The 14,191-nt window shown below is 70.6% G+C and carries 10 protein-coding genes; 3 read left to right on the top strand and 7 right to left on the bottom strand.

From position 1 onward, the window contains the following. The first annotated feature begins 61 nt into the window (after window positions 1–61). Complete coding sequence (locus ACWGJO_RS37990) at window positions 62–1,570, top strand: NHL domain-containing protein (RefSeq protein WP_452190211.1); 1,509 nt, start codon at window positions 62–64, stop codon at window positions 1,568–1,570. Between the two features lie 78 nt (window positions 1,571–1,648). On the opposite strand, the gene ACWGJO_RS37985 is transcribed toward ACWGJO_RS37990, so the two are convergent. Further along, window positions 1,649–2,167 carry a hypothetical protein gene (locus ACWGJO_RS37985; protein WP_452190210.1) on the bottom strand — a complete coding sequence of 173 codons (519 nt, stop codon included), beginning with the start codon at window positions 2,165–2,167 and terminating at the stop codon, window positions 1,649–1,651. 64 nt (window positions 2,168–2,231) lie between these two features. Further along, window positions 2,232–3,377 carry a hypothetical protein gene (locus tag ACWGJO_RS37980; protein ID WP_452190209.1) on the bottom strand — a complete coding sequence of 382 codons (1,146 nt, stop codon included), beginning with the start codon at window positions 3,375–3,377 and terminating at the stop codon, window positions 2,232–2,234. Window positions 3,378–3,669: 292 nt separating this feature from the next. Between ACWGJO_RS37980 and ACWGJO_RS37975 the strand changes: the two genes are divergently transcribed. Together ACWGJO_RS37975 and ACWGJO_RS37970 are read left to right on the top strand one after the other, a co-directional pair. Further along, on the top strand, window positions 3,670–4,392 hold the full coding sequence (locus ACWGJO_RS37975) for a hypothetical protein (RefSeq protein WP_452190208.1): 723 nt from the start codon (window positions 3,670–3,672) through the stop codon (window positions 4,390–4,392). A gap of 75 nt (window positions 4,393–4,467) precedes the next feature. Continuing rightward, the gene (locus ACWGJO_RS37970) at window positions 4,468–6,321 is read left to right on the top strand and encodes an RICIN domain-containing protein (protein WP_452190207.1); all 1,854 of its coding nucleotides are present in this window, start codon (window positions 4,468–4,470) and stop codon (window positions 6,319–6,321) included. A 233-nt stretch (window positions 6,322–6,554) separates the two neighbouring features. On the opposite strand, the gene ACWGJO_RS37965 is transcribed toward ACWGJO_RS37970, so the two are convergent. From ACWGJO_RS37965 to ACWGJO_RS37945, 5 genes are all read right to left on the bottom strand, one after another. After that, window positions 6,555–7,319 (bottom strand): class I SAM-dependent methyltransferase, encoded by a 765-nt coding sequence (locus ACWGJO_RS37965; protein WP_452190206.1) that lies wholly within the window; start codon window positions 7,317–7,319, stop codon window positions 6,555–6,557. Window positions 7,320–7,589: 270 nt separating this feature from the next. Next, window positions 7,590–7,907, bottom strand: coding sequence for a hypothetical protein (locus ACWGJO_RS37960; protein ID WP_452190205.1), 318 nt, complete (start codon window positions 7,905–7,907; stop codon window positions 7,590–7,592). Between the two features lie 194 nt (window positions 7,908–8,101). Continuing rightward, window positions 8,102–8,752 carry a hypothetical protein gene (locus tag ACWGJO_RS37955; protein ID WP_452190204.1) on the bottom strand — a complete coding sequence of 217 codons (651 nt, stop codon included), beginning with the start codon at window positions 8,750–8,752 and terminating at the stop codon, window positions 8,102–8,104. A 217-nt stretch (window positions 8,753–8,969) separates the two neighbouring features. After that, window positions 8,970–11,198: an RICIN domain-containing protein gene (locus tag ACWGJO_RS37950; RefSeq protein ID WP_452190203.1), complete on the bottom strand. Its 2,229-nt coding sequence runs from the start codon at window positions 11,196–11,198 to the stop codon at window positions 8,970–8,972. A gap of 331 nt (window positions 11,199–11,529) precedes the next feature. Continuing rightward, a complete protein-coding gene (locus ACWGJO_RS37945; protein WP_452190202.1) occupies window positions 11,530–13,731 on the bottom strand; it encodes a M4 family metallopeptidase in 2,202 nt (733 codons plus the stop codon). Window positions 13,732–14,191: the final 460 nt, after the last annotated feature.

The raw sequence follows: 14,191 nt of genomic DNA, 5'->3' as shown, positions 1-14,191 counted from the left end.
CGGCAGTGGCAGCTGCTCCCCATCTGACCGAATGCCGGGCACCACGACCGAAGGAATGACGATGACCACTCCCAACAAGCAGTCCGTCCCTCCGATCACCACGGCCGCGGGGACGGGCACAGCAGGGTTCACCGGGGACGGCGAGCCTGCCGCTTCGGCCCGGCTCAACTACCCGCTGGGGCTGGCGGTGGACAGCGCGGGAACCCTCTACATCGCCGACTACGGCAACCACCGGATCCGCAAGGTCACCACGGACGGCCGGATCAGCACCGTCGCCGGCACCGGCACCGCCGGCTCCACCGGCGACAACGGCCCGGCCAACAAGGCCCAGCTGAACCAGCCGCGCGGGCTGGCGGCGGACAGCACCGGCGTCCTCTACATCGCCGACGCCGCCAACCAGCGGATCCGGAAGATCACGGCCGACGGCACGATCACCACCGTCGCCGGCACCGGCACCGCCGGCTCCACCGGCGACAACGGCCCGGCCAATAATGCCCGGCTGAACTACCCGTTGGCGGTGGCGGTGGACAGCACCGGCGTCCTCTACGTCTCCGACTACAACAGCCACCGGGTCAGGAAGATCACCACGGACGGCAAGATCAGCACGGTCGCGGGAACCGGGACCGCCGGTTTCAGCGGTGACAACGGCCCGGCCAACAAGGCCCAGCTGTCCTACCCGCGCGGACTGGCGGCGGACGGCGCGGGCGCCCTCTACATCGCCGACGGCAACAACCACCGCATCCGGAAGATCACGGCCGACGGCACGATCACCACCGTCGCCGGCACCGGCACCGCCGGCTCCACCGGCGACAACGGCCCAGCCGCCAAGGCCCAACTCAACACCCCATTGGCGGTGGCGGTGGACAGCACCGGCATCCTCTACATCGCCGATCACGCCAATCACCGCATCAGGAAGGTCGCGACCGACGGCACGATCACCACCGTCGCCGGCACCGGCAGCGCCGCCTCCACCGGCGACAACGGCCCGGCCGACAAGGCCCAACTGAACCTCCCGACCGCGCTCGCCATGGACAGCGTCGACACGCTCTACATCGCCGAGTACGGCGGCCACCGGATCCGGAAGATCGCCTCGCCGCTGATGGCCGGCCTGCCCGCGTCGGGCACGGTGGCCTCCTGGGCCAACGTCCACAGCAGGCTGCGGATGGGCGTGCTGCGTGAGTCCACCAAGGACGGGGCCGAGATCCACCAGTCCCTCGCCGTCCCCCGGGAGCACCAGCGGTGGCGGCTGGTGGTGGCGGGCCAACAGGACGGCGAGGTGCTCTACACCTTCGAGAACGTGCGCAGCGGCAAGGTCCTGGAGATCCTCGAAGCAGAGGAGGCCGCCGGGGCGGTGGCGGCGCAGCGCGCCTACCAGGGCGCCGACGCGCACCACCAGCAGTGGCGGCTGATCCCCATGGGCCCCGCGACCGACAACCCCCGGGTGTTCGAGATCGCCAACCGGCACAGCGGCCTGCTGCTGCGCGTCGACGCCAACGGGCCTGCGGCAATCAAGCAGCACGAGGCGGACGGCGACCACCGCAACCGGCAGTGGCAGCTGCTCCCCGTCTGACACACAGGGTCTGACACACAAGAGGGGGTCAGGGGCGGCAGCGCCCCTGACCCCCTCCGCAACCGAATCGCCCGAGCGCTACTGGGAGCTCGACGGGTCGGCCGCGGTCGGCTTAGTGGCCTCGGGCGTCGCGGGGGGCTCGGGAGCCTCCACGGTCGGCTTCTCCGGCTTGGGGGGCTTCTTGTAGTCGTCCCTCTTCGGCCTGCTCACCAAGTCCGGGGCCTTCTGGAGATCGTCGTTCCCGGCCACCGTCGGACTGGCCGCCTGCATGCGGCCGGCCGCCGCCGTGGACACCGAACCGGGGTCCGTAGCGTACTGCGCCTGCGTACCGGCCGACGCCTGGGTGGTCTGGACGAAGGAGCCGAGGAAGCCCAGGATGGCCCGTGCTTCGGGCGACTGCTCCTGTACGATCTTCGCCCGGTTGTTGGCCCCGTGGATCCCGCTGGTGAACAGGCTCGTGGTCGTGTCGTCGTACGTCTCGTCGTCGGAGTCCTCGAAGTCGACGTCCGCGCCGGGCTCCGGCTTGTCGCCGTCGGAGATCACTGAGAAGAGCCCCGCACCCTTGCCCGCGGATTCGAAGATGTTGCCGAACACCATGGTTGTCACCTCTGGTCGTCGTGGCGGCGCCGCGCGCCCGTTCACGGCTGCTGGAACAGTTCGGTCAGGGCAGCTTGAAAAGATCTCGTTCGCTGTCGGTCAGGCTCTCGCCGTCGAACATCGTGTGGTTGACCTCCAGGGCGGAGACCACCTCGGCCAGCCCCTTCATCCGGAAGCCGCCGCCCGCCAGGTCGAGGTCGGTGATGTCGCGGGCCACCAGCTTGGCGAGGCCGGGGTAGTCCCCGGGCTGCGGCGGCGAAAGCACCGCCACCGGCACGTCGTACTGCACGGCGAGCAGCCCGGAGAAGGTCACCGGGATCTCGTAGGAGTACTGCTTGCGGGTGCGCCGCTGGCTGGCGATGGTCGCCATCCGGGTGGTCGGCGGGACCGTGCCGGAGATCTGCGAGGTGGACTTCCAGCTGGTGGTCAGGGTGCCGCCCACGGAGGCCGTGATGCCCTGCATCAACTGGGCGTTGAGCTGCGCGCTCCCGGTGGCGCTGCCCGTGGTCGTGAACGCCACCGAGTCCGTGATCGAGGATGTCGCGGAGGCCGTGGCGGAGGCCTGCGCCGTATTGGACATCGTGTTGGTCACGCCGTTCTCGGTAGCGTTCGCGTTGTCCACCCCGATGTTGTCCTTGCTGTTCTTGTTGGTCACCGTGGTGGTGCACTTGTTGGCCATGGCGTTCTGCAGCTGGGCGCTGAGCTGTCCCTGGAGCTGCCCCTGGAGCTGCCCCTGGAGGCTCAGTTGGAGCTGGTTCTGCAACTGCAGCTGGAGCTGCGCGCCGACGTTGCCGCCGAAGGTCAGCTGGGACGACCCCTGGAGCGACCAGGTGACGGCGTTCGAGACGGTGAAGTCGACCGTGTCGGTGAAGCTCATGTCGGACGTCAGGCTGCGGTTGACGTAGCTGCGCGAGGAAAACATGTCGGGCGGCGGCTGCTGGATGTCGCGCCGCTCCTCGATCAGCGGCTCGCCGAGGTTCATGTAGGCGAGCCAGCCGAGTTGGTGCGCCGTACCGGGGAAGGTGCCGAAGCTCGCCTTGTTGACGGAGAAGCCGACGGGTTTGTGCTGCATGCCGTACTCGTCGACGTAGACCAGGCTGGGGTGCCCCAGGATGGCTTGCCAGGTCTGCTCGATGCCCAGTTCCCGCAGGTTCTTCTTGGTCAGCGGCTGGCGCTTGGCCCGATCCAGGTTGTATGCGTTGGAAGGCATTCCCCGTCCTCGGATGATGTCCTCGAATGATCCGGTCGAACCGTGTTCGGTGAACTCGGTGAAATGGGAACGGAATTCTGCGCACGTTCCGGCGACCGAAGCTAGCACGGGCCTTACCGCTGGAAGAGGCCCCTCCCGGCATGACACTCGATTGGGTGAAGCAAGCTCCTTATCCTGCCCATCGGTTGGTGAATGTGTGACTCTGGCGCCGCTGGCAGTTCCGTGCAATGTGCTCCTGCACTGAGCGTCCGAGCATTGTTCTCCCACATCCAGAACAGGTGAGGTTTCCGCGATGTACACCCAAGAACGCACCGCGATGGCGAATTTGGTGGTCGGCGGCCCGGTGGCGGTGAACAGCTACGACAACGCGATCGTGGCGGCGCTGATCGAGAACCGCCCGGTCATGCTCGTGCACGCCTTCAACGGCGGCTACCTGCGGCCCGTTGAGCTCAAGGACTCGGTCCACGACAAGGGCGTCAAGCTGGCCACCGCGCTGGACCCGGACACCAAGGACGCGAAGGGGCACCTCTGGTACATCACGCCCGGCGGGTTCTTCGGGCAGCGACCGCTCTACTTCCTGGAGAGCGCCGCCGGCCAGACGATGCCCGCGCCCGTCGATCCGGCCGGCACCGCCGCCGGGCGCGGCGACGACGGCACCCCGAAGCCGCAGCGCCGCCGCATCAGCGTCCACCAGGACGCCCCGAAGGCTGCAACGGCCGACACCGTGCAGGTCGGCCTCCCCGGAAAGGTCGGCGACAAGTGGCGCGGCAAGAACGGCGCCCCTGAGGACACCCAGCTCTTCGTCGTCTCGGTGACGCCGTGGGGCGGGATCACCTTCGTACCGATCACCCACCCCGACGCCATCCTCGGCTTCAAGGACTACGCGGTGACGCCCGACAACGAGGTGCGCACCACCTACAACTGGGGCGGGGACTTCACCGGGACGATCATCAACACCTTCTACCCACGGCTGCCCAACGAGTGGAACGTACCGTACCACCACGTCTTCACGTGAGCCGCGCCCACCGCCGCGCCACCACCGTCCCTAGCCAACCCCGTACTGCCTTGAAGAGTTGGAAGAGGCACCACGATGCCCGTGCCCACGCAAGAACTGAAGCTGGAGATCGTCAACGCCGCCACGGGGAAGACCCTCGGCGCCCCGCCGACGCCGAGCTCGGACGGGGCGCTGGTCGTCCGCGGTTTCCCCGAGGACGGCCCGAGCCCGGAGCAGTGGCAGCTCGCCCCCGTGCAGACCGCGAACGGCGGGTTCGAGCAGGACGACCAGGGCTATGTGATCCGCAACGCGGCCGACAACAAGGCGCTCGAGCCCATCACCAAGGGCGGCGGCGTCCGCCGGTCGGCCGCCGCCGCAGGCAAGAAGGACCAGCAGTGGCACGTCGTCCCCATCGAGGGTGAGGCGGGCCTCTACTTCATCGAGAGCGTGACCGACGGCACCGTCCTCGACCTCCCCGACCGTGACGAGGACGACGCCGAGGAGCCCGAGATCCGGGTCGTCCTGCGCAAGTACGACGACGCCGCGAAGAGCCAGCGCTGGCGCCTCGTCACCGCCGAACCTGAGCGCACCAGGGACCTGGTGCTGTGCTTCGCCCAGCGCGACCATTGGAACGGCCGCCGGTCCTGGTCCCTGGTCCGCTCGACCGCGCTGCGGATGGTCCCCGGCGCCACCCCCTCCTTCAGCGATATGCTCCTCGTCCTGGAGCAGTTCGGGAGCGACAAGACCGCCGGGGAGTGGACCGGGGAGAGGCCCAACCGCGTTCCCGGGCAGCCGGGTTGGTGGGCCGGCGCCGGTGCGCGGTTCCTCGCCGACCGCACGGGGGCGGGGCGGCACGACATCGTGGCACTGCGGCCCGCCAAGGGGGCCGTGACGGCGCCCAGTCGGGGCGACGGCACCTTCGACGACGAGCAGGCCCTGTACAAGTCCGCGCCCGCCCTGGCGCCCACCGACCTGTGGACCCTCGCCGACACCACGGGCAGCGGCAAGCCCGATGTCGTGGTGCTGGCCGCCGACGGCGTCCGGGTGTCCCTCCAGGGCGACAGCGGCAAGTTCGCCCCCGCCGCCGGCAAGTTGGTCCTCAAGGCGTTCGGCAGCGACCCGAAGGCCGGCGGCTGGCTCGCCGACCAGCACCCCCGCTTCCTCGCCGACACCACCGGCGACGGCCGCCTCGACCTCGTCGGCTGCCACGAGGACGGCGTCTGGATCTCCCTCCAGGCCGACGACGGCACGTTCGCCGATCTCCCCGACGAGCCGGCCCTCAAGGCGTTCGGCCACGGCGAGGAGGCGGGCGGCTGGCTCCTCGCCAAGCACCCCCGCTTCCTCGCCGACACCACCGGCGACGGCCGCCTCGACCTCGTCGGCTGCCACGACGAGGGCATCTGGGTCTCCCTCCGGGCCGACGACGGCACGTTCGCCGAACCCTCTCTCGTCCTGGGCGACTTCGGGACCGTCCAGGGCTGGAAGTCGGTCGCGAAGCACCCCCGCTTCCTGGTCAGGACCACCGCCGACGGCCCCATGGACATCGTCGGGTTCGGCCCGCAGGGCGTCGCGGTGTCCCGCGGGCGCGGCGACGGCACCTTCGAGCCCGCCAAGCTGGTCCTGAACGACTTCGGGACGGCGCAGGGGTGGACGCCCAAGAAACACCTGTGGTTCCTCGCCGACGTCACCGGCGACGGCACCCCGGACATCGTCGGCTTCGGTGACGAGGGCGTCTGGGTGTCGCAAGGCCTCGGTGAAGGCCGGTTCGAGCAGCCCCAGTTGGTGTGCCGCGGCTTCGGCTACAACGACGACGCAGGCGCCTGGCGGGTCGACCGGCACCCCCGCTTCGTCGGCGACATCACCGGTGAGGGGCGCGTCGACCTCGTCGGCTTCGGCGGGCCGGGGGTGTTCGTGGCCCGGAACCTCTACCGCCGTTTCAGGACCCGCTGACCGCACCACCGAGCCATCAGGAGATCATCCCGCTGCCCCCGTTAAAGCGGGATGATCTCCTGATACTTGGGCCAGATCGTGGCCGGCCAGTACGGCAACGTGAACCTGGTGCCTCAGCGATGACCGCGCCCTTGACTGCGGTGGTTGCCGGACATGAGAAGGCGGCGTCCTTGGTCGTCTCGGCGCAGGCCGTCGCGCGGGGCTCGCCGTGGTCCCAAGGAGGAATGTCGCCGCTACTCGGATCGCCGACGCGCGAGATGGACGATGATGTCGGCGGCGATCTCGACTGTCTCGGGCAGGATCCGTGTGATCGCCTCGTACGCCTGCTGTCGCCTCGATTGCGGCAGTTGGAGATACGCCGAGACGGTCGACAGGTAGCCAACATAGTCAGGAGCGCTCATCGTCAGGTGCCGCTTGATGACGGACTGCTGAACGTCGAGGAAGAACTGAGACCGTTGCAGCTCCGTGCCCGGCCACTGCATCGCCTCATCCGGAGCGGTCCCGTCGGGAGACGGAACGTCGTCGCTTTCCAGGAACGGCGCCCGGGCCGCATGCACAGCTTCCTCGACAGCTGGGTCAGCCAGCTGAACCGGGCCACCGAATGAGGCGACCACGCCCTCTGGATCCAGTAGCGCGGCCACGCTTGACCACCGACTCTCCGGGCGTGTCCAATGCAGGGCTGCCGCCGCATAGACCAACCCGTAGGTCTTGCCTGGCCGCAGGTCCTCGAACGCGGCCCGGACGGTCGTCACGTTTGCGGGCACCGTCTTGCGCAGCTCGGTGAGCATGGCCGCGTCGGGTTCCGTGGCCGTGACCGCGACCCCGTGCGCGGCGAACAGGCGGGTTGCTTTGCCTGTCCCCGCACCGATCTCCAGGGCCGTACGAACCGGCCGGCCCGCATACGCGAGCACCAGGTCGAAGAGCTCTTCGGGATACCCCGGCCGGAACCTTTCGTAGGCCTCCGCAATCGCGCCGAAGCTCAGTGCACGAGTAGACATGCCGAGCATCCTGGCACGACCGGGACAGACGGCGTTTGGCAATACTCAGTGGCCCTTGGCCTTCCGATCTTGAGCGCTGTCCACGAACGGAGGTCTCGTTCGGGTGAACGCGGCCGGCGCCGGGCATGAGCACAGGACCTCCTGGCAGCTCAGAGGGTGTCTATGCCAACGAGCCTTCCAGGAGGCTCTGTTGTCGCAGTCGCACGCCATCGGGCCGGCCGGGTCCAGTCCGGTCAGACGCCGCCACGCCGGTGATGACGGTTCGGCGCATCAGCTGCCCTCTTCCCGGACCCGGCGCCGCATGGTGATCAGGAGCGCAACCTCGGCCAGCCAGCGGGCGAACAGGACCTCGCGCCCGAGGTCGGCCCCGCCGGCCGCGGCCGCACGCAGCCAGCCGCGGACCAGCTCGCCCGGTTCCCGGCCGATCACCGGCTCGGGCAGGTCGAGCGCGCCGGCGAAGCCGCCGGCGCGGACGTACTGGGCCAGGACGCCCAGCGGGTGCGGGCCCATGTGCAGGGCCTCGGCCTGGTAGGAAGCGGCGATCGCCGCCTCGCCGAAGAGCACCCGGCGCGGGACTCCGTCGATCAACAGGCCGCGGGTGATGGCGGCCTCGACGTCGTAGCCGGTCGTCGTCGGTGTCCAGGTTGACGTACTCGTAGGTCGAGCCCGTGCCCTTCCCGAGGTTCTGGTTGGTCAGGAAGGTGTTGCCTTCGGTCCGATCCCGCCGTTCACAAGGCCCGACCGCCTTCGGCCGCGTCCGCCCGGCGGCCGGGGCCGGCGGCTCAGGCCCGGCGGCGCCGGCGGAGCCAGAGCCCGGTGCCGGCCAGCAGCACGGCCGCGGCGGCGGTGCCGGCGGCGGCCCAGGTGGTGGAGTCGGAGGTGTCGCGCGCGGAGGCGGAGCCGGAGGCCGCGGTCGGTGCGGAACCGGCGGGCGCGGGCCCGGACACCGGCCCGCCGACGGGCACCGGGACGGGCCCGGCGCCCGTCTCCGTCGACGCGGCCGACGGCACACCGGCCGGGGGCGACGCGGCCGCCGTGCCGGCGGGCACCGGGTCGTCGATGACGGCGTCCGCCACGTCCAGTTCGCGCTGGGCGTGGCCGAGCGAGGGGAAGGCGCAGTCGACGGTCACCTGCCAGTGCCCGGCGGGCAGGATCTCCCGAGTGGTGTACGTCCCCGGGCGGCCCGGGACGCCGACCAGTCGCCAGGGGCCTACCGCCCGGCCGTCCGCCGCGGTGGCGGAGAGCGTGCCGGCGAACTCCTCGGTGACCTGGTCGTGGTCGTTCTCCCAGGTGGCGACGGTGCTGACGTGACCGTTCTGCTGGCCGGTGACGTCCAGGTGGACGCTGTCGCCGTGGGCACCGGCCGGTGCGGCGGTGGGCAGGACGGCGGCCGCCGCGAGGACGCAGGCGGCGAGGAGCGGGCGGGATCGCATGGCGGGTGTTCCTCGGAGCGGTGTGGGAGGACGGGTACGGGAAACGGGGGCGGTACCGGGCGCGGCCGCCCAGGAACGGGTGGCCGCGCCCGGCGCACGGGTCGGGCAACGTGCGGGACCGTGGCACCGGGCTGCCGGGCTGCCGGGCTGCCGGGCTGCCGGGCTGCCGGGCCACGATCCTCGGGCGCGCGGCCCGCGGTCGGTCGGAGGTGCCTGCTTACGTGGTCTTCAGGAGCGACCAGTTCTGCTGCGGCCGGCCGTTCGCCTGCTGCAGCTCCAGCAGCCAACCGCCGTAGTACCAGCGAGTGCTGAGCCCCAGCACGAGCGAGCCGCCGTCCGCGGTGACGGTGAACCCGCCCTCGACGGCGTTGAGCTGCCACTTCTGCGCGGCCGTGTCGGAACACGGCTGCTGGGCGACGTACTGACCGGCCACCGGGGCGCCGCCGAGCTGCAGGCACTTGCCGGAGCGCGCGGACTTGATCCGCACCGCCCCGTTCCCGGCGTCCTCGAACTGCCACTTCTGGTTGGCGTAGCCGGTGCGCTGGTAAGCGATGGCCACGGTCCCGTCGTTCATCGAGCTGCCCCACAGGTCGGCGGCCTGCCCGGTCAGTCCGTTGACCATCGTGTAGCGCGTGCCCGGCTGCGGGCGGCCGGTGTCGGTGACCGTGCGGAAGGTGGCGGTGCGACCGGGCTTGCCGACCGCTCCGGCGGCGTCGCGGACGGCCACGGCCACGGTGTACGAGGTGCCGGGGGCGAGGCGGACCACGCCGACCACCGTCGAGCGGACGGTGCCGATCGCCTGGCCGTTCAGCAGTACGTCGTAGCCGGCCGCGGCGGGTGCGGCGGTCCAGCTGAGCACGGCGGAGTTCTGGGTGACCTGGCTGACGGCCACCGCGGGGCCGGTGTTGCCCGCCGTGGGGGTCGCGGTCGGAGTGGGGGTCGCGGTCGGGGTCGCCGTCGGGGTCGCGGTCGGCGACGGGGAGCCGGTCGGCGTGGGGGTGGTACTGCCGGTGGGCGTCGGGGACGGCGAGGGCGTGCGGGTCGGCGTGCCGGTCGGAGTCGGGGTGGGCGTCGGGTCGGGGCCACTGCCGCCACCGGCAACGAGGAAGCGGTTGTTGGCGACGTTCCAGTGCGTGGTGAGGTAACTGCCCGGCGACGGTGAGGTGTTGTAGTAGTCGTCGTGGTTGCAGTCGAGCCGGTCGTCATGGGCGCGGTCCGGGCAGACGGTCCGCATCTGCGGGTAGTCGGGGGCGTCCGAGTAGCACATCACGTCCCACTCGTCGACGCAGTGCCCGGCCTTGCTGGAGTTGGGCGCGCTGTTGTTCACCGCGCCCAGGTTGTGGCCGAGTTCGTGGGCGGCGGTGCTGCCGCCCCAGCACCCGGAGTCGGTCCGGCCGTACGAGGGCCCGAAGTTGCTCAGGTTGTCCTGGCCGGGGCGCTCGTCGCCGGCGAAGGTGCCGATCCCGCAGTACACCTTGGCGTCGGTGAACATCATGTACTTGCGGTCCTTGCGGTTGAACCCCTGCGCGGCGAGGGCCCGGTTGCTCGCGTTGAAGTCCTGGATCTCGGCGTCGGAGATCTGCACGTTCAGCACCGAGGCGCTGCAGTCGGACTCGGTGACGAAGCGGACGTGCCGTTCGCCGCCGGTCTCCGCGGCGCTGGCGTTGTAGATGACGTCGACGTCGGCGGCCCACTTCTTGAACGAGGCGAGGTACTGGGCGAAGCGGTCGTTGCCCGGGCTGTGGACGTACACCACCTGGACGCGGTTGCCGCTGCTGCCGTCGCCCTCGCAGACCAGCTTCGACCCGGCGGGCGCGTCCGCTCCGGCCGGGGCGGCGTCCGCGGCGGTGCCGGCGCCGCCGAGCAGTGCCTTCTGCGTGGCGTCCAGGACGGGCACGGAGCCCTTCAGCAGGTCGGCGGCGGCGGGTGCCTGGGCTCCGGCCGCGGGGGTGAGCGCGGGCGTCCGAGCGACCGGGGCCGCGACCGGCGGGACGTCCTGGCGGATGTCCACGCCCTTGGGCGGCACGTCCGGGCCGTGGCTGCACTGGGTGCTGCCGGTGACCTCCAGCGTGCCGCCGCAGCGGTCGCTGCCCGGCAGGCTCAATCCGGCGTAGACCAGGCCGCGTTCGGGCTCGTCCTTGGGTATCGCCTTGAGCGGCGCGGCCTTCTGGTCCCGCTTCGGGGCGGGCGCCTGGGTAGCCCCTTCGGCGGTGCCGGTCTCCCCCGGTGCGCCGTCGTAGCCGACCGGCCCGGCCTGCGTCCCCGAACCGTCGACCCCGTCGGCCGCGGCCGTGACGGCGCCGTTCAGGGCCGCCGGCTCCAGCGCGGTGCGGATGCCGAGCGTTCCCGCCAGCAGCCCTGCCGCCACCGCCGCGGCGACCAGGGCGCTCCTGCGGGTGAGCCTGCGGCGCTTGCGCCGGCGAAGCTCGGTGCTCCGGTGTCCCATCGCGTTCCTTTCCTCGTGCGATGACCCGGACCCTGTGGTGAAGGGGTCCGGGCCTTCCGACACTCCGGAGAGCACGGGGGACGACCGGCAATAACAGAAACATCTTGCGAAAATATTCAGCGCGTTCGAACCGCGGGCGGCGCCGAGCATCTCGCGCAGCGCCCGGCCGGTCGGGGCGTCGAGGCCGTCCGCCCGACCCGCGACGGGATCAGCGCCGGGATCGGCGATGGCCCGTGCCGCACGGCCAAGAGGTGATCCGGCCGGCGAAGTCAGTGCCTTCGCCGACCGGATCACCTCAGTGCTCAGTGCTCGGTGCTCGGTGCGGACACGGTCAGAAGATGAGCTTCCAACCGTCGATGCGGCCCGAGTCGGTGCGGTACATGTCCTGCACCCTGAGCCGCCAGGTGCCGTTGGCGAGCTGGGCGGAGGCGTCAACCGTGTAGGTCTCGATGACGTTGTCGCCCGAGTCGCCGAGGTTGCTCTTCTTCAGCGAGTACACCGTGCCGTCCGGGCCGACCAGGTCGACGACCAGGTCACCGCGCCAGGTGTGCTTGATGTCCACGCCCACCTTGAGGTCGCTCGGCGCCTGGCCCGGGATCCGGTCGATGACGATGTCCGAGAAGATCGCAGGGCCCCCGTCCGGGATCTGCACAGGGGTGGTGTTCGCGAAGATGCCCCGGGAGACCTTCCAGGTGAACGTCGTCGCGAGGCTGCTGTGGTGGGAGGCCTTGGCGGTGACGGTGACCGTGTAGGTGCCGGTAAGGGCCGGGACGCCGGTGACGCGGCCGGTGACCGGGTGGAGCGTCAGGCCCTCGGGGAGGCCGGTCGCGTGGTAGGTGACGATGCCGGGGTTGAAGTTGGCGGCCTTGATCTGGAGATCGGCGGGGGCGCCGATCGCGGTGATCTGGCTGGCGACGGGGTCCAGCAGGAGGCCGTCGACGACGCGCGGGCCGACGTTGATGGCCGCCCAGGCGTTGGCGGTGTTCATGTAGGTCGCGCTGGTCGGCCCGTACAGGTCGGCGGCGGCCTGCAGGGTGGCGGTGCGGGCCGCCGCGTAGTTGGTCGACGAGGTCATGTAGGTGGTCAGCGCCCGGTACCAGATCTTGGCGGCCGCGTCCCGGCCGATGCCGGTCACCGGCAGGCCGTCGGAGGTCGGGGAGTCGTAGGCCACGCCGTTGACGGTCTTGCTGCCGCTGCCCTCGGAAGCCAGGTAGAACCAGTGGTTGGCCGGGCCGGAGGAGTAGTGCACGTCGATGGAGCCGAGGTCGGACGACCAGGAGTCCCTGGAGCGACCGTCCTTGGAGGGCTTGTCCATGTAGCGCAGCGGGGTGCCGTTGCCCCTGATGTCGATCTTCTCGCCGACCAGGTAGTCGCCCTTGTCCTCGGGGTTGTCGGCCCAGAACTCGATGGCGGCGGCCATGATGTCCGAGGTGGCCTCGTTCAGGCCGCCGGACTCGCCGCTGTAGACCAGGTTCGCGGTGGCGGAGGTGACGCCGTGGGTCATCTCGTGGGCGCCGACGTCGATGGAGGTCAGCGGCTTGACGTTGCCCGCGCCGTCGCCGTAGGTCATGCAGAAGCAGCTGTCGGACCAGAACGCGTTGACGTAGTTGTTGCCGTAGTGGACCCGGGTGTATGCGCCGACGCCGTCGTCCTTGATGCCGTTGCGGCCGTGGACGTTCTTGTAGTAGTCCCAGGTGAGTTGGGCGCCGTAGGCGGCGTCCACGGCGGCGGTCTGCCGGTTGGCGACGGTGCCGTCGCCCCAGGTGTCGGTCGGATTGGTGAACAGCTTCCTGGTGGAACTGGTGCCGTTCAGGTCGTAGGTGCTGTGGCCGCCGCGGGTGTTGTCGGTCAGCGCGAAGCCGCCGCCGGCCGCCGCCGAGGTGCCGATGGTGACCTGGCCCGAGTACTTGCTGTTGCCGACGCCGGTCTCGACACCCTGGTACTCGAAGATCTTCTTACCGGAGTTGGCGTCGGTGATGACGTGCAGCTCGGACGGCGTGCCGTCCTCCTGCGTGCCGGTGACCACCGTCTCCCACGCGAGGCGCGGGGTGCCGGACGCGGCCCAGACCACCTTGCGGGCGCTGTCGGCCGCCGGCTCCGCGACCTTCGCGCTGCCGGCGCTGTCGAGCGCGAGGCCCTTCGCCGCCTCGGCGCTCTCCTTGGCGGTGGTGTCGACGGCGATGTCCGCCTCGGTGGCCTTGGTGACGCCCTTCGTGGAGCCGTCCGCGGCGGTGTGGACGACCAGGTCGCCGCCGAGCACCGGCAGTCCGTCGAAGGTCCGCTCGTAGCGGGAGTGCACGCTGCCGTCGGCGTCCTTGGTGACGCCCCTGACGACCAGGGCCTCCTTCGACCCCAGCTTCAGCGACCTGGCGGTGTCCGCCAGCGACGCGTCCGCCGAGGCCAGCAACTCACCGCGCTGCTCCGGCGACAGCTGCACCGGCAGTGCGCCGGCGGCGGCCCGGACCTCGGCGGGGGCCTGGGCGGGGGTCTCGTCGGCGATGGCGACACCGGATGTCAGAGCAGCCACGATCATCGCGGCTCCGACTGTCAACGCGCCTGCGCCGGTGGTCTTTCGGGAGGATCGATTCACACTGAACTCCTTCTGCGACGACCGCGTGGGTGCGGCCGGAGTCAGCCGGGAGGGCAGGGGATGGTGCCGCCCGGTAGAGCTGGTGGTTCGAGTGGGGGACAACCTCCACGTGATCACCGCAGCGGGTGGTGCGCGTGCGACTGCAAGGGCCGCTGCAGCGATGGGACGGTACAGTGCCATCTTTGTTGGAAACACGTCACCCGTGCGGCGACAAGTTGGCCGGAATGCTTCGTCATAGACGTAATGTCGAGGTAATACACCGTCAGAAGGCGGGTAATGCGGGGGAAAACAGACCGACGCCGGCGGCGGCCCCGCCTCCGGGCGTCCGGTGTGATGCCTAGTGGAGGGTGCCCTTGACGTTGGGCTGGGTCTTCTGGTTGTAGATCTCCTTGCCGTCCGCGTT

The organism is Kitasatospora sp. NPDC054795 (genome assembly GCF_053611565.1).
The sequence above is the reverse complement of the archived record's forward strand: the minus strand, read 5'-3'. Positions and strand labels throughout refer to the sequence as shown.

Coding starts and splice junctions, on each gene's coding strand:
- ACWGJO_RS37950 (WP_452190203.1), bottom strand. CDS start 11,198: ATGGGACACCGGAGCACCGAGCTTCGCCGGCGCAAGCGCCGCAGGCTC.
- ACWGJO_RS37975 (WP_452190208.1), top strand. CDS start 3,670: ATGTACACCCAAGAACGCACCGCGATGGCGAATTTGGTGGTCGGCGGC.
- ACWGJO_RS37965 (WP_452190206.1), bottom strand. CDS start 7,319: ATGTCTACTCGTGCACTGAGCTTCGGCGCGATTGCGGAGGCCTACGAA.
- ACWGJO_RS37985 (WP_452190210.1), bottom strand. CDS start 2,167: ATGGTGTTCGGCAACATCTTCGAATCCGCGGGCAAGGGTGCGGGGCTC.
- ACWGJO_RS37990 (WP_452190211.1), top strand. CDS start 62: ATGACCACTCCCAACAAGCAGTCCGTCCCTCCGATCACCACGGCCGCG.
- ACWGJO_RS37970 (WP_452190207.1), top strand. CDS start 4,468: ATGCCCGTGCCCACGCAAGAACTGAAGCTGGAGATCGTCAACGCCGCC.
- ACWGJO_RS37980 (WP_452190209.1), bottom strand. CDS start 3,377: ATGCCTTCCAACGCATACAACCTGGATCGGGCCAAGCGCCAGCCGCTG.
- ACWGJO_RS37945 (WP_452190202.1), bottom strand. CDS start 13,731: ATGATCGTGGCTGCTCTGACATCCGGTGTCGCCATCGCCGACGAGACC.
- ACWGJO_RS37955 (WP_452190204.1), bottom strand. CDS start 8,752: ATGCGATCCCGCCCGCTCCTCGCCGCCTGCGTCCTCGCGGCGGCCGCC.